Below are 14,730 nucleotides of genomic sequence, written 5' to 3' on the forward strand. Positions count from 1 at the left end.
CTCGGCGGGGCCGGGAAAAGTCTGCGGTGCACAGGGCACCAAGGGTCGATTCTATCAGTACCGGCTCGCCGCCGGGAACACGTCAGGATGCGGCGCGCGCGGCGTAGCGACCGCCGTCCTCCGTGAGGACGATGGGCACGCCGAAGGTCGCGGTGAGGTTCTCCGCGGTGAGCGTCTGCGGAACGGGTCCGGCGGCCATCGCGGCGCCGTCGCGCAGCAGCAGCACATGCGTGAACCCGACCGGGATCTCCTCCACGTGGTGGGTGACCATCACCATCGCCGGCGTCGTGGGCGCCTGCGCGTACCCGGACAGGAGCGTGAGCAGCTCTTCCCGCGCGCCGAGATCGAGGCTCGCGGTGGGCTCGTCCAGCAGCAGGAGCTCGGGGTCGGTCATGACCGCCCGCGCGATCTGAACGCGCTTCTGCTCGCCGTCCGAGAGGGTGCCGAACGTGCGGTCGGCGAGGTGGTCGAGGCTCCACTCCGACAGCACTCGCAGCGCGCGGCGCTCGTCGATGTCCTCGTACGCCTCGCGCCACCGGCCGGTGACCGAATACGCCGCCGTCAGCACGACGTTGAGCACGGTCTCCTCCGGCGGCAGCCGCCGCGCCATCGCCGAGGAGGCGAAGCCGACGCGCGGACGCAGCTCGAACACGTCGGTGCGCCCCATCCGCTCGCCGAGGATCGTCACCGAGCCCGACGTCGGATGCAGCAGCGTGTCGGCCAGCTGGAGCACCGTCGTCTTGCCCGCGCCGTTGGGCCCCAGGATGACCCACCGTTCGTCGTCTGCGACGGTCCAGTCCAGGTGTGCGACGATGTCGCGGGCGTTCCGGCGGACGACGACGTCGGAGAACTCCAGGACTTCAGGCATGCTCCCAGCCTATCGGCCGGCGCCGGTCAGTCCGGCGTACAGCGCGGCCGTCTGCGCGGCGATCCGGTCCCACCCGAACTCCTCCACGGCGCGGCGCCGCCCCGCGTCCCCGTACGCGGCGGCGCGGTCGGGATCGGTGACGACCTCGGTCAGCACGCGGGCCAGGTCGTCCACGAAGCGCTGCGGAACCACCGGCGTGCCGGTGCCGTCCTGCACCTGCTCGATCGGCACGAGCCGCCCGGTCACGCCGTCGGCGACGACCTCCGGGATGCCGCCGGTGGCGGTCCCGACGACCGCGGCGCCGCACGCCATCGCCTCGAGGTTGACGATCCCCAGCGGCTCGTACACGGACGGGCACACGAACGTCGTCGCGGCGCTGAGGATCGCGGACAGCTCGTGCCGCGGCAGCAGCCGGTCGATCCACACGACGCCTTCGCGCGTGGCCTGGAGCCCGCGCACGAGCTCCTTCACCTCGGCGAGGATCTCGGGGGTGTCCGGCGCTCCGGCGCACAGCACCAGTTGCACCTCCGGGGGCAGCTGCTCGGCGGCGCGCAGGAGGTAGGGCAGGCCCTTCTGCCGCGTGATGCGGCCGACGAAGACGACCGAGGGCCGCGCCGGGTCGATCCCCGCCTCCGCGAGAAACGCGGGGTCCTCGACGGGATGCCACGCCTGCGTGTCGATGCCGTTGTAGATGACGTGCACCTTGGCCGGGTCGAGTTCCGGATAGCTGCGGAGGATGTCGGCGCGCATCCCCTCGCTGACGGCGACGATCGCCGCCGCGCCCTCGTACGCGGTCTTCTCGATGTAGCTCGACACGGCGTACCCGCCGCCGAGCTGTTCGGCCTTCCACGGGCGCAGCGGTTCGAGGCTGTGGGCGGTCACGACGTGCGGGATCCCGTGCAGGAGCGACGCCAGGTGCCCCGCGAAGTTGGCGTACCACGTGTGGCTGTGCACGACGTCGGCACCCGCGACATCGGGGACGATCTCCAGATCGGTGCCGAGGGTCTGCAGCGCACCGTTCGCCGCCGCCAGTTCTCCGGGCACGGAATAGGCCGTCGTGCCCTCCTCCTCGCGCGGCGCGCCGAACGCGCGCACCCGCACGTCGATCGTGCGACGCAGCGCTCGCACGAGCTCGGTGACGTGCACACCGGCGCCGCCGTAGATCTCCGGGGGGTACTCCTTGGTCACGATGTCCACGCGCATGTGACGAACGGTAGTACAGCTGTCAAGGGGGCGAGCACCGGGTGGTCGCGCAGCGGGGCCCGCCCTAGGGTGGTGCCATGCCTGCAGCTCCCAAAGTCTTCGGAATCATCCTCGCCGGGGGCGAGGGCAAGCGGCTCATGCCCCTCACGGCCGACCGCGCCAAGCCCGCGGTGCCCTTCGGCGGGCAGTACCGCCTCATCGACTTCGCCATCTCGAACCTCATCAATTCCGGGCTCCGCCAGCTCGTCGTGCTCACGCAGTACAAGTCGCACAGCCTCGACCGGCACATCTCCCAGACGTGGCGGATGTCGCCGATGCTGGGCGCGTACGTCGCCTCCGTGCCGGCGCAGCAGCGCCTGGGGAAGCGCTGGTTCTCGGGTTCGGCCGACGCGATCCTGCAGAGCATGAACCTGCTCACCGACGAGAAGCCCGACATCGTGATGGTCATCGGCGCGGACCACGTCTACCGCATGGATTTCGGCCAGATGCTGGAGGCGCACATCGAATCCGGGGCGCGGGCGACCGTCGCCGGCATCCGTCAGCCCATCTCGCTAGCCAACCAGTTCGGCGTCATCGACGTCGACCCCACCGACAACGTCCGCATCCGCGACTTCCTGGAGAAGCCGCAGAATCCGGAAGGGCTCTCGGATGCCCCGCACGAGGTGCTCGCCTCGATGGGCAACTACATCTTCGACGCCGACGCCCTCATCGAGGCGGTGCAGGTCGACGGTGAGTCACCCACCTCCAACCACGACATGGGCGGCGACATCGTGCCGTACTTCGTCCAGCGCGGCGAGGCGGCGGTGTACGACTTCAAGCGCAACGACGTGCCCGGCTCCACCGACCGCGACCGGGCCTACTGGCGCGACGTGGGGACCATCGACTCGTTCTACGACGCGCACGCCGATCTCATCGCGACGCTGCCGATCTTCAACCTGTACAACACCGACTGGCCGATCTACTCGCAGACGGTGAACGCGCCGCCGGCGAAGTTCGTGCGCGACTCGGTGGGCCGCATCGGCAACGCGATCGACTCGATCGTCTCGCTCGGGTCCGTCCTGTCGGGCACGCACCTGGAGCGCAGCGTCGTGGGGCCGTGGACCCTCGCGGGCGGCGGATCCACGATCACCGACTCGGTCCTGTTCGACTACGTGCACGTCGGCGCGGGCGCGCGGGTGCACCGCGCGATCCTGGACAAGAACGTCTCCCTCGCCGACGGCGCCACGGTGGGCGTGGACCGCGAGCGGGACATCGCGCGCGGCTTCACCGTCACCGACAGCGGCATCACCGTCGTCGGCAAGGGCGTCCGCATCGACGCCTGAGCGGGCTCAGACCCCGACGCGCTCGAAGGCGTCGAGGCTGATGCCCTGCTGCAGGATGAGCGCCGACCACTCGCGCGCGGTGTGCAGGCTGTGGTCGCGGTAGTTGCCGCAGCTCACCGCGTCGACGCCGGGGATGTCGCTTTCCACGGCCTCTTCGGCGATGAAGCGCAGGCCCTCCCGCAGCGCCGCGACGACGTCGTCCAGGGCCGGCTCACCCCACGTGATGAGGTGGAAGCCGGTGCGGCAGCCGAACGGCGAGATGTCGATGATCCCCTCGAGGCGATCGCGCAGGAGGCTGGCGAGCATGTGCTCGATCGTGTGGATGCCGGCGGTGGGGATCTCCCCCTCGTTGGGCTGGACGAAGCGCACGTCGAAGTTCGAGATGACATCGCCGCGCAGGCCGGTCTCGGTGCCGATGAGGCGCACGTAGGGCGCCTTGACGGCGGTGTGGTCCAGGGTGAAGCTCTCGACGTCGGCCATGGCGGTACTCCTCGCGTGGTTCAGGGGGCATCGCGCGCACGCGACCGTTCGAGCCTACGACGTGCTGTCCGCCACGGCGCGCTAGGGTCGAGGCCGTGCCCGACGCTGTTCCCCTCCTGGTCGTCCTCGACGCCGACTCCACACTCCTGCGCAATGAAGTCATCGAGCTGATCGCCGAGGAGGCCGGCCGCGGCGCGGAGGTCGCCGCGGCGACCGAGGCGGCGATGCGCGGCGAGGTGGACTTCGCCGAGAGCCTGCGCTCGCGCGTGACGGAGCTGCGGGGCGTGCCGGTCTCGGCGTTCGCACGCGTGGCGGCCCGCGTGGAGCCGACCCCCGGCGTGCGGGAGCTGGTCGCCGCGGTGCACGACCGCGGCGGCGTGGTCGCGGTGGTCTCCGGCGGCTTCCACGAGGTGCTGGACGAGATCGCCCCGGCGCTCGGGATCGACCGCTGGCGCGCCAACCGCCTCGAGAGCGCGGACCGCGTGCTCACCGGACGCGTGTCCGGTGCCATCGTCGACGGCGCCGCCAAGGCCGCATCGCTGCGGGAGTGGGCACGCGAGCTCGGGGTGCCCGCCGGCGGAACGATCGCCATCGGCGACGGCGCGAACGATCTCCTCATGCTCGCCGAGGCCGGCCTCGGCCTGGCCTTCAACGCCAAACCCGCCGTGCGCGAGCGCGCCGACCTGGTGATCGGCCCGATCGACCTCTCCCACGTCATCCCGCTGCTGCCGTGACGATGTCAGCGGCCGGCGGTAGCGTCGCGCCATGGACATCATCCTCATCCCCGGCCTCTGGCTCGATGCCGCCACGTGGGACGACGTCGTCCCCGGCCTCGAGGCCGCCGGTCACACCGCTCATCCGCTGACGATGCCCGGCGTGGGCGAGCCGGCCGAGCGCTCCGCCGACATCGGCATCGCCGACTGGGTCGCCGCGGTGGTCGCCGAGATCGACTGTTTCCCCGGCGACGTCGTCGTGGTGGGCCACTCCGGGGGCGGCAACGTCGCGTGGGGCGCGGCCGACGCGCGCCCCGGCCGGGTCGCCCGGGTCATCTTCGTCGACACCTTCCCGCCCTCCGACGGCGGCAGCATCTGGGAGTTCCCCGTGGTCGACGGAGTCGTCCCCTTCCCCGGGTGGGACGCGTTCGAAGACGCCGAGGTGGGCGACCTGGACGAGCAGACGCGGGCGGATGCGGCATCCCGTGCCCTCTCGGTTCCCGCGCGCGTGCCCACCGATCCGCTCCCCCTCGCCGACCCCGGGCGCTACGCGATCCCGGTGACGATGCTCACCGGCACCATGCCCGCGGCTGACCTCAGTGCCATCAGGGCCCAGCCCGCCCCGTGGGCCGCCGATCTGGCCGCCCTCGAGGACCTCACGATCGTCGAGCTGAGCTCGGGGCACTGGCCGCAGTTCTCGCAGCCGGCCGAACTCGGCCGCGCGATCGCCGCCGCCGTCCGCTGAGCACGCGTCACCCCGGCGCGGGTCAGTGCCCCATGCCGAGACCGCCGTCGACGGGGATGACGGCGCCGGAGATGTAGGAGGCGTCCTCCGACGCGAGCCACGTCACCACGCCCGCGACCTCGTCGGGGGTCGCGAAGCGGCCGGCGGGGATGCTCCGCTTGTACTCCGCCTGCGTCTCCTCGGGAAGCTCCGAGGTCATATCGGTCTCGATGAACCCCGGCGCCACGACGTTCGCGGTGATGCCGCGACCGCCGAGCTCGCGCGTGAGCGAGCGGGCGAAGCCCACCAGTCCGCTCTTGGATGCGGCGTAGTTGACCTGCCCCGCCGACCCCAGCAGGCCCACGACGCTGGAGATCAGGATGACGCGCCCCCAGCGCGCCCGCAGCATCCCCTTGGAGGCGCGCTTGACGACGCGGAAGGCTCCGCCGAGGTTGGTCGCGACGACCGAGTCGAAGTCGTCCTCGCTCATGCGCATGAGGAGGGTGTCCTTCGTGATGCCGGCGTTGGCGACGACGATCTCCACCGGCCCGAGCGCGGCCTCCACCTCACGGAACGCGGCATCCACGGCCGCGGCGTCGGTGACGTCGGCGCGCACGGTGAGGGTGCCCATCGGCCCGTCGCCCGAGCGGGCGGTCACCGCCACGCGGTATCCCTCGCTCACGAAGCGCTCGGCGATCGCGCGCCCGATCCCTCGGTTTCCTCCGGTCACGAGCACGACACGATCGGTCGCCATGGGCACACTCCGTTTCGGCGAGGGGATGAGGACGGCCCCAGCCTAGGCGAGCGGCATCCGCCGTGTTTGACACCACGGCGGCGCCACTGGGAATGTGGGAGCACTCGAGAAGAAAGGGGGGCCTCGCGTGAGCGACCCCACCTCGCCGCCTGACGACGACACCGTCCCCCGCGCGCCGACCCCGCCGCCGCCCGCGGTGTACGCACCGCCGGCCTACCCGCAGGGCTACGGCGCGCCGCAGGTGCCGCAGGGGTACCCCGCGCGCCAGCCCTACTCCGCCCCGCAGGGCTACGGCGTCCCCGCCTACCCGCGGCCGAAGACGAACGGGATGGCCGTCGCGTCGCTGGTGTGCTCGATCGTGGGCATCGTCTTCTCCTTCACGATCGTGCTCGGGCTGGCCGCGGTGGCCGGCGTCATCCTCGGCCACCTCTCGCTCAAGCGCCTGAAGACCTCGGGCGAAGCCGGATACGGCATGGCGATGGCCGGGACGATCATCGGCTGGGCGGGCGTGGCCCTGACCGTGCTGATGTTCGTCCTGCTGGTGGTGCTCCCCTTCCTTCTGTTCATCGGCATCATGGGGGCGGCGACCACCACGTACAGCGCCTGAGATCCCGCCCAGGCGGGCCCGGCGTAGGCTGGGAGGACCGTGAAACCGTCCCCCCGCACGCCCTCCGCAACATCGCTTCCGCGCGCTCCGCGCGACGAGGCGGGCGCGCGGCTGGCCAAGTACATGATCACGATGGGGATCCGCATCGCGTGCTTCATCGCGATGGTGCTCATCACGCCGTACGGCTGGTACACGTGGGTCCTGGGTGCGGCGGCGGTCTTCCTGCCCTACATCGCCGTCGTGATCGCGAACGTCGGGGCCGATCCGCGGCGCGCAGAGGCCGAGAGTCCCGACCGCCAGATCGCCACGCCGGCCGCCGAGGCGCCCGCTCCCCCGGCCGCGCCGGGTGTGATCCGGATCAGCGAGACGCCACGGCTGAACCCGGGACCGGAGGACGAACGATGACCGCCGAGTGCTCCCGAGCCGGATGCCGCGACACCGCGACGTGGCTGATCACGTGGCGGAACCCGCGCATCCACACCCCCGACCGGCGCAAGGAGTGGGTCGCGTGCGACGCGCACGTGGGCTACCTCCGCGACTTCCTGGCCGCACGCGACTTCCCGCTCGAGGTCGGCCCGCTCACCCCCGAAGGAGCCAGCGCATGAGCCGCCGAGCCGCGCCCCCGCTCGTGCGCTGGACGGCGTACGTCGCCGTCGCCGTCGTCTTCGCGATCGCGTGCGGCTTCCTCGCGAACTGGCAGTTCTCGCGCGGTGAGGAGCGCGGCCGCCAGCTCGCTCTGGTGGAGGCCAACTACGACAAGACGCCCGTGCCGCTCGCCGACGTGCTCGCGCCGGGCGGGGAGCTGGCCGCATCCGACGAGTGGACCCCCGTGATCCTCACGGGCGAGTACCTCGCCGAGGAGCAGGTCCTGGTCCGCAATCGCCCGCACGGCGGGACGGCGGCGTTCGAGGTGCTCGTGCCCTTCCTGCTCGACGACGGCCGTGGCCTGCTGGTGGACCGCGGGTGGGTGCCCCCGGGCGAGAACCAGCCCGATCCCGACGTCGTGCCGGCCCCGCCCACCGGGGAGGCCACCGTGATCGTGCGTCTGCGTCCGGGCGAGCCGCTGCCCACATCCGGCCGCACGGCGCCGGAGGGACAGGTGCCCACCATCAACCTGCCGCTCCTGGCCGACATGGTCGGCGGTCATCCGCTGGAGACCGGCGCCTACGGGATGCTGGTGTCCGAGGACCCGGCGCCGGCGACCACGCCCGGCACGATCGCCTCACCGTCGGAGGACCCGGGGCCGCACCTGTCCTACGCCGTGCAGTGGATCCTGTTCGCGATCATGGGCTTCGCGTTCATCCTGTACATCCTGGTGACCGAGCGCCGCCACGCGCGAGAGGACGCCGCGACCCGCCGTCCCCGGCGCCGCGACCGCGACGCGGAGGCCGAGGACGCGCTCATCGACGCGTGATCCGCCGCGTCAGGCGAGGGCGACGAGGTCGGCGTAGTCGCGACCCCAGATGTCTTCGACGCCGTCGGGGAGGATCAGCACGCGCTCGGGGTTGAGCGCCTCGACGGCGCCCTCGTCGTGGGAGACGAGCACGACGGCGCCCTCGTAGTGCGCGAGGGCCCCGAGGATCTCCTCACGGGAGGCGGGGTCGAGGTTGTTGGTCGGTTCGTCCAGCAGCAGCATGTTGGCGCTGGAGACCACGAGCGTCGCCAGCGACAGGCGCGTCTTCTCGCCGCCGGAGAGCACGCCGGCGGGCTTGAGTACGTCGTCGCCGGTGAAGAGGAACGAACCGAGCACCTTGCGAGCCTCGGTCGCGGTGATGTCCGGCGCGGCGGACATCATGTTCTCGAGCACCGAACGGTTGACGTCGAGATTCTCGTGCTCCTGGGCGTAGTAGCCGATCTTCAGGCCGTGGCCGGGTTCGATGACCCCGGTGTCGGGCTTGTCCACGCCCGCGAGCATGCGCAGCAGCGTGGTCTTGCCGGCACCGTTGAAGCCGAGGATCACCACGCGTGAGCCGCGGTCGATCGCGAGGTCGACGTCGGTGAAGATCTCCAGCGACCCGTACGACTTCGAGAGTCCGCGCGCCATGAGCGGGGTCTTGCCGCACGGAGCCGGCTTCGGGAATCGCAGCTTCGCGACGCGCTCCTCCTGACGCACGTCGTCCAGGCCCGACAGCATCTTCTCCGCACGAGCGACCATCTGATGAGCCGCGGCGGCCTTGGACGCCTTCGCGCCGAACCGAGCCGCCTGCAGCTGCAATGCCGTGGCCTTCTTCTCGACGTTGACGCGCTCCTTCTTGCGGCGCTCCTCGTCGGCCACCCGCTGACGCAGGTAGTTCTTCCAGTTCATGTTGTAGACGTCGATGACCTGGCGATTGGCGTCGAGGTAGAAGACGCGGTTCACCGTCTCGCCGACCAGCTCCACGTCATGGCTGATCACGATCAGCCCGCCCTTGTACCCCCTGAGGAACTCCCGCAGCCACACGACGCTGTCCGCGTCGAGGTGGTTGGTGGGCTCGTCCAGGATCATGGTGCTGGCGTCGGAGAACAGGATGCGCGCGAGCTCGATACGGCGCCGCTGGCCGCCCGAGAGCGTCTTCAGGGGCTGGTCGAGGATGCGGTCGGGAAGCGAGAGGTTGTGCGCGATCGAGGCGGCCTCAGCTTCGGCCGCGTAGCCGCCGAGCGCCTCGAAGCGCTCGGTGAGGTTGCCGTAGCGCCGCATGGCCCGTGCCGCGACATCCACGTCATCGTCGGCCATCTGCAGCGATGCCTCGTGCATGCCGAGGGCCAGGGTCCCCAGGCCCCGGGCGTCGAGGATACGGGTGCGCGCGAGCATCTCCGGGTCGCCCGAGCGCGGGTCCTGGGGCAGATAGCCGAGTTCGCCCGAGCGGTCGACGCGTCCCTCGCTGGGCAGCAGGTCGCCGGCGAGCACCTTCGTCAGGGTGGTCTTGCCGGCGCCGTTGCGTCCGACCAGCCCGACCTTGTCGCCGTCGGAGACGCGGAACGAGACGTCGGACATGAGTACGCGGGCGCCCACGCGGATCTCGAGATCGTGCACGGCGAGCACAGCGGAAGTCCGATCTTCAGGGAGGAGGTCAGGAGGTGACCGATGGTCAGCCCCCTAGTATAAGTCGCCGCGCCGCATGCTCCTCCCAGGATGCGCACGCGCGAAGGGCCCCGGCCGCAGCCGGGACCCTTCGCGCGTGGGGTCAGCCCTGTGCGACCGCGGTGGCCTCGGCGAGCTGCTCGACCATGCGCGGCAGGATCCACGGGATGGTCAGAGCGGTCGGGGAGATCGCCGCGACGTTCTCCTCGCCGACGATCGCGGCGACCGCGCCCTTCTGGACGGCCGGGATGATGCGCGTGCGGTCGGAGGTGAGGAAGGTCTGCAGCTGCTCCTCGGAGTCGGTCTGCGTGAAGATGACCTCCGCGTCGATCGCGTCGAGGTTCTCCGCGCTCACCGTCGTGTAGAAGGTCGACTCCCCGGTGTCCATCGCCGTGACGGTGTCGGCCGTCACGAAGCCGAGGTCCTCGAGGATCTCCACCCGCGCGTCGGAGGGGAGGTAGAGGTAGAACGTGTCGACGTCGTCCGCGGCGTAGGCGATCGAGGTGCCCTCGAACTCGGGGTGCTCGGCGGCGGCCTCGGCGATCTGCGCGTCGAGGTCGTCGAGCACCTGCTGCGCCTCGTCCGCCATGCCCAGTGCCGTGCCGGTCTCGGTCACGACGTCGCGCCACGGCGTGGCCCACAGCGCCTCCTCGGGCGCGACGACGGGGATGCCGGCGCCGGTGACCGCGTCGTACTCCTCCTGCGTCAACCCCGAGTAGGGGGCGATGAGCACGTCGGGGTCGGCCGCGAGCAGTTCCTCGACCGACAGTTCGTACGTCGCGTTGTCCAGAATGACGGGGGTCTCGCCGCCGAGCTCATCGATCTTGTCCTCGACCCACGGCGTGATGCGGTCCTCTCCCCCGCCGTAGTCCATCGAGGAGATCGCGACCGGGACGATGCCCAGCGCCAGCACGGCGTCGGTCGCGCCCCATCCCCACGTCGCGATCCGCTCGGGGGCGGACTCGAGAGTCGTCGTCCCGTACATGTGCTCCATCGTGACGGGGAAGGCCTCCGAGTCGCCCGCGCTGCCGGCGGACGTGGCGGACTGCGGCGCAGCCGAGGCGCAACCGGCCAGGACGAGCGCTCCGACGGCTCCGGTGGCAGCGAGGGCTGCCAGCCTGCGGGAGAAGCGGGTCATGGGTGTTCCTTTCATCGGGTTCATCGGGTTCATCGCGGATCGGGGTGCGCGTGCGCCCCGCCGGGGACCGGCACGACCAGGGGCGTACCGGTGAGCGGATCGGGCATGACGAGCGCGTCCAGCGCGAACGCGGTCGCGACCACGTCGGTCGTCAGCACGTCGGCCGGGGCGCCGTGGGCGACGATGCGCCCTTCGCACATCACGACGAGGTCGTCGGCGTAGCGGGCCGCGAGGTTGAGTTCGTGCAGGACGACGACGATCGTCGTCCCCTCGGTCCGGTTCAGCTGGACGAGCAGGTCGAGCACCTCGAGCTGGTGACTCAGGTCCAGGAACGTGGTCGGCTCGTCCAGCAGCAGGATGCGGGGGTTCTGTGCCAGCGCCATGGCGATCCACACCCGCTGGCGCTGCCCCCCGGACAGGTCGCCGATGGAGCGGTCGGCCAGATCGGTCAGGCCCGTCTTCGCCATCGCGTCGTCGACGCGCTGGCTGTCCTGCGCACTCCAGCGCTGGAACACGCCGCGGTGGGGGTGTCGGCCGCGCGAGACCAGCTCGGCCACCGTGATGCCGTCGGGGGCGATCGGCTGCTGCGGCAGCAGCCCGACGGTCTGGGCGAACGCGCGCCTCGGGATGCCCGCGACATCCACGCCGTCGAGCTCCACGGTTCCGGCCGAGGGCGCGTTGAGGCGCGCGAGTGCGCCCAGCAGCGTCGACTTGCCCGACGCGTTCGCGCCGATGATCATCGTGACGCGCCCGGGGGTGATCTCCAGATCGAGGTCGTGCAGCACGCGGCGGCCGGGATAGCCGGCCGTCAGGGCACGCGCGCGCAGGACGGGTGCGGCGTTCACAATTGGCGTCCTTTCGAGGTCGCGAGGATCCACAGGAGGAAAACCGCCCCCAGCGCACCGGTGACCACACCCACCGGCAGGGAGTAGCCCGGCAGCGCGAACTGCGCCACGAGGTCGGCGGCCGTGAGCAGGGTCGCCCCCACGAGCGCGCTCGAGCCGATCGCGATCGCGCCGTGACCGTGCAGCGGCCGCGCGATCGCGGGTGCGCACAGTGCGATGAACGAGATCGGGCCGGCGAACGCGCACGTGACCGCCGTGAGCAGCACCGCCGCGACGACCGTGACGAGGCGCGCGGTCTCAGGCCGCACGCCCAGACCCGACGCCGCCGAGGCGCCCAGCTGCGTGATGGGCAGCCAGCGCGCGGCAGCCAGGACGGCCGGCAGGGTGAGCACGCCGACGAGGACGATCACCGCCACGTGCCACCACGCGGTGGCCGAGAGCGAACCGGTCATCCACACCAGCGCCGAGGCGGCGAGCTCCACCTGTGCGCGCACCATGAGGTACCCCGTGATGGACACCGTGAGGAAGGAGATGCCGATGCCGGCGAGGATGAGCCGGAACCCGCCCTCTCCGGATCGCCGCGCCGCCCACAGCAGCAGGATCGCCACGGCGAGACCGCCGGCGAACGCCGCGACGGCGAGGACGGGTCCGGTGATCCCCAGCACGAGCAGCACGAACACCGCCGCGACGCTGCTGCCGCCGCTGACGCCGAGCAGGTCGGGGCTGGCGAGCGGATTGCGCAGCAGCGCCTGCAGGAGCGCGCCGGCCACCCCGAGGCACGCGCCGACGGCCACGGCCATCGCCACGCGCGGGGCGCGCACCTGGAACAGCACGTACTCCTCCACGCGCTCGCCGCCGCCCCACACGGTGCGCCACAGCTGCGCGAGCGAGAGCGGGTAGTCCCCCGTCGACAGCGCGATCACGACGAGCGCGAGGGTCACCAGGACCAGGGCGCCCACCACCACGCGGCTGCGCCGGGTCCGGCGCCGGCGCACGCGTTCGAGCGGGCCGGCGGTGAGCGTGCGTCCGACCGCGGGGGCGATCACAGCGCCACCTGCCGGCGGCGCAGGACGAGCGCGATGAGCACCGGCGCGCCGAGGAAGGCGACCACGAGGCCCGCCTGGATCTCCCCGGGCGGTGCGATGACCCGCCCGACGATGTCGGCGAGGACGAGCAGCGCCGCGCCCGCGGGCGCCGCGATCAGGAGGAGGCGGCGGTAATCGGAGCCGACGATCGCCCGCAGCGCGTGCGGGACGACGAGTCCGAGGAAGACGATGGGTCCCGCGATGGACGTCGCGGCGCCGCACAGCAGGACGGCGGCGATGACGCCGAGCGCGCGGGTCCGGCCGACATGCGCGCCCAGTCCGGATGCCGTCGCCTCGCCCATCGCGATCATGTCCAGGCCGCGCGCGCTCGCGAAGGCGATGACCGCCCCCACCACCACGGGGATCGCCACGACGGCGACGGTGTCCAGGCCCCGCGCGGTGAGGCCGCCGACCGACCAGTACCGGTAGACGTCGAGGGCGAGGACGGAGGTCGTGAGAATGAGGGTCGTGACGGCGGTGAGCCCGGCTGTCACGGCCGCGCCGGTCAGGGCGAGCTTGGCGGGGTTGCCCGCTTCGGGGCCGCGCGTGCCGATCAGAGCGACGACGATCGCGGCGGCCGCAGCGCCGCCGAATGCGAACCACACGAAGCCGGCGGGCTGCGTGATGCCCAGCAGCGTGATGGCCGCGAGGACGGCGACGGAGGCGCCGGCGTTGACGCCGAGCAGCCCCGGGTCGGCGAGCGGATTACGCGTGAGCCCCTGCATGAGCGTCCCGGCGACGGCCAGCGCCGCTCCCGCGACGATCCCGATCACGGTTCGCGGCAGCCGCTGCGTGAGGATCACGACGTGGTCCGGGAGGGACATGTCAGGGCGCACGAACGCCTCCCATACGACGGCGGGGGGCACCGGGCGAGCGCCGATCATGAGGCTCGCCGCGACGATGACCACGAGCAGGACGATCGCTCCTCCCGCGGCCGATCGCGCCCGGCGCTGACGGGCGGTGGCGCTCATTCCTGCCGTTCGGCTTGTCCCAGGCGCCAGTAGCCCATGAAGGCGACGCGCTTGCGGTCCACACCGTGCGCGCTGACGAGCATGCGCCGCAGCGTCTTGACGGTCGCAGCCTCGCCCGCGATCCAGGCGTAGAACTCCCCTTCGCCGTCCTCCGGCGCATCCCACAGCAGATCGCGGTCCACATCGATGTCGGCGAGGACCTCGGGACGCGGCGCGGCTGCGCGCTCCAGGCAGTCCGGGTTGCCCGCGCACCACCGGCTCACGGCGTCGATGAGTCCCACACCGTGATCGGCCCCGTCGCGGCCGATCCAGCGCACGCGCGTGCGGGCGGGGACCGTCCACGTCAGCACGTCCGCCGAGGTCGGCACCTCCACGAAGACGTCGGCGTCCACGTCGTCCCCGAGCGCGCCCACGATCGCACCGATCGCAGGCACGGCGGTCTCGTCGCCGGCCAGCAGCAGCCGGCGCGCCGTCCCAGGGTGCCAGTCGATCCCCAGCCGGCGCTGCTCACTGCGCTCGTCCGGACCGACCAGGACGATCTCGTCGCCCACGGCGGCCCGCTCCGCCCAGGACCCGGCGGGGCCGGCATCGTGGTGCAGGACGAAGTCGATGTCCACCTCGCCCGCATCGGGGTCGGTGCGCCCGATCGTGTAGGTCCGGAACGGGCCGCGTTCGTGCGCGGGCAGGTCGCGCCACCTCTGGTACCACGTGCCCGCGGCGATGATCTCGGGGTCGGTCTGCCCCACGTCGCACAGCGACCCGTCCGGCCGCGGCAGGACGAGCTTGACGCGCTGATCGAGGCGTGCGGTGCCGACGTGGGCGAAGTCGGGGCTCGTGAAGGTCACCCGGAGGAACGCGGGCGAGAGCCGGCGGACGCCCGCGACGCGCGCGAGATACGGGCGGTACGCGGGACGGACGAGCACGTCAGCCGGAGAAGTCACAACGTTAGGCTAGCCTTA

17 protein-coding genes are annotated in these 14,730 nt (G+C 71.8%); 7 read left to right on the forward strand and 10 right to left on the reverse strand.

Annotated elements, in window-relative coordinates:
- Positions 1 to 82 precede the first annotated feature (82 nt).
- Positions 83 to 868, reverse strand: a complete 786-nt coding sequence (locus E4V99_RS15580; RefSeq protein WP_135117790.1) for an ABC transporter ATP-binding protein — start codon at positions 866 to 868, stop codon at positions 83 to 85.
- 9 nt (positions 869 to 877) lie between these two features.
- A complete protein-coding gene (glgA, locus tag E4V99_RS15585) occupies positions 878 to 2,071 on the reverse strand; it encodes a glycogen synthase (RefSeq protein WP_135117791.1) in 1,194 nt (397 codons plus the stop codon).
- A 77-nt stretch (positions 2,072 to 2,148) separates the two neighbouring features.
- Between glgA and glgC the strand changes: the two genes are divergently transcribed.
- Positions 2,149 to 3,393, forward strand: coding sequence for a glucose-1-phosphate adenylyltransferase (gene glgC / locus E4V99_RS15590; RefSeq protein WP_135065860.1), 1,245 nt, complete (start codon positions 2,149 to 2,151; stop codon positions 3,391 to 3,393).
- Positions 3,394 to 3,399: 6 nt separating this feature from the next.
- On the opposite strand, the gene E4V99_RS15595 is transcribed toward glgC, so the two are convergent.
- On the reverse strand, positions 3,400 to 3,873 hold the full coding sequence (locus tag E4V99_RS15595; protein ID WP_135117792.1) for an S-ribosylhomocysteine lyase: 474 nt from the start codon (positions 3,871 to 3,873) through the stop codon (positions 3,400 to 3,402).
- Positions 3,874 to 3,968: 95 nt separating this feature from the next.
- Here E4V99_RS15595 and serB point away from each other — a divergent pair, with 95 nt between their 5' ends.
- Complete coding sequence (gene serB, locus E4V99_RS15600) at positions 3,969 to 4,607, forward strand: phosphoserine phosphatase SerB (RefSeq protein WP_135117793.1); 639 nt, start codon at positions 3,969 to 3,971, stop codon at positions 4,605 to 4,607.
- Positions 4,608 to 4,638: 31 nt separating this feature from the next.
- Positions 4,639 to 5,331, forward strand: a complete 693-nt coding sequence (locus tag E4V99_RS15605; RefSeq protein ID WP_135117794.1) for an alpha/beta fold hydrolase — start codon at positions 4,639 to 4,641, stop codon at positions 5,329 to 5,331.
- A gap of 22 nt (positions 5,332 to 5,353) precedes the next feature.
- On the opposite strand, the gene fabG is transcribed toward E4V99_RS15605, so the two are convergent.
- Positions 5,354 to 6,064, reverse strand: a complete 711-nt coding sequence (gene fabG, locus E4V99_RS15610) for a 3-oxoacyl-ACP reductase FabG (RefSeq protein WP_135117795.1) — start codon at positions 6,062 to 6,064, stop codon at positions 5,354 to 5,356.
- Between the two features lie 127 nt (positions 6,065 to 6,191).
- Here fabG and E4V99_RS15615 point away from each other — a divergent pair, with 127 nt between their 5' ends.
- Genes E4V99_RS15615 through E4V99_RS15630 form a run of 4 tightly spaced genes read left to right on the forward strand, consistent with a single transcriptional unit; the run spans position 6,192 to position 8,085 of the window.
- Positions 6,192 to 6,671 (forward strand): DUF4190 domain-containing protein, encoded by a 480-nt coding sequence (locus E4V99_RS15615; protein WP_135065845.1) that lies wholly within the window; start codon positions 6,192 to 6,194, stop codon positions 6,669 to 6,671.
- A 39-nt stretch (positions 6,672 to 6,710) separates the two neighbouring features.
- Positions 6,711 to 7,076, forward strand: a complete 366-nt coding sequence (locus E4V99_RS15620) for a DUF3099 domain-containing protein (RefSeq protein WP_135065842.1) — start codon at positions 6,711 to 6,713, stop codon at positions 7,074 to 7,076.
- A complete protein-coding gene (locus tag E4V99_RS15625; protein WP_135065839.1) occupies positions 7,073 to 7,276 on the forward strand; it encodes a hypothetical protein in 204 nt (67 codons plus the stop codon). Before E4V99_RS15620 ends, E4V99_RS15625 begins: the two co-directional genes overlap by 4 nt.
- Complete coding sequence (locus tag E4V99_RS15630; RefSeq protein ID WP_135117796.1) at positions 7,273 to 8,085, forward strand: SURF1 family protein; 813 nt, start codon at positions 7,273 to 7,275, stop codon at positions 8,083 to 8,085. Before E4V99_RS15625 ends, E4V99_RS15630 begins: the two co-directional genes overlap by 4 nt.
- 9 nt (positions 8,086 to 8,094) lie before the next feature.
- On the opposite strand, the gene E4V99_RS15635 is transcribed toward E4V99_RS15630, so the two are convergent.
- The 6 genes from E4V99_RS15635 to E4V99_RS15660 all read right to left on the reverse strand — a co-directional run bounded on the left by E4V99_RS15635 (position 8,095) and on the right by E4V99_RS15660 (position 14,712).
- Entirely contained in the window at positions 8,095 to 9,693 is a 1,599-nt protein-coding gene (locus E4V99_RS15635) for an ABC-F family ATP-binding cassette domain-containing protein (protein ID WP_135065833.1), read from the reverse strand.
- Positions 9,694 to 9,835: 142 nt separating this feature from the next.
- On the reverse strand, positions 9,836 to 10,870 hold the full coding sequence (locus tag E4V99_RS15640) for an ABC transporter substrate-binding protein (RefSeq protein ID WP_135117797.1): 1,035 nt from the start codon (positions 10,868 to 10,870) through the stop codon (positions 9,836 to 9,838).
- 29 nt (positions 10,871 to 10,899) lie between these two features.
- The gene (locus E4V99_RS15645; protein ID WP_245233212.1) at positions 10,900 to 11,715 is read right to left on the reverse strand and encodes an ABC transporter ATP-binding protein; all 816 of its coding nucleotides are present in this window, start codon (positions 11,713 to 11,715) and stop codon (positions 10,900 to 10,902) included.
- Positions 11,712 to 12,761 (reverse strand): iron ABC transporter permease, encoded by a 1,050-nt coding sequence (locus E4V99_RS15650; RefSeq protein ID WP_240742864.1) that lies wholly within the window; start codon positions 12,759 to 12,761, stop codon positions 11,712 to 11,714. Before E4V99_RS15650 ends, E4V99_RS15645 begins: the two co-directional genes overlap by 4 nt.
- A complete protein-coding gene (locus E4V99_RS15655) occupies positions 12,758 to 13,771 on the reverse strand; it encodes an iron chelate uptake ABC transporter family permease subunit (RefSeq protein WP_135117798.1) in 1,014 nt (337 codons plus the stop codon). Before E4V99_RS15655 ends, E4V99_RS15650 begins: the two co-directional genes overlap by 4 nt.
- The gene (locus E4V99_RS15660; protein ID WP_135117799.1) at positions 13,768 to 14,712 is read right to left on the reverse strand and encodes a siderophore-interacting protein; all 945 of its coding nucleotides are present in this window, start codon (positions 14,710 to 14,712) and stop codon (positions 13,768 to 13,770) included. Before E4V99_RS15660 ends, E4V99_RS15655 begins: the two co-directional genes overlap by 4 nt.
- Positions 14,713 to 14,730: the final 18 nt, after the last annotated feature.

It is taken from the genome of Microbacterium sp. dk485 (assembly GCF_004570445.1).
Classification (GTDB): Bacteria; Actinomycetota; Actinomycetes; order Actinomycetales; family Microbacteriaceae; genus Microbacterium; species Microbacterium wangchenii.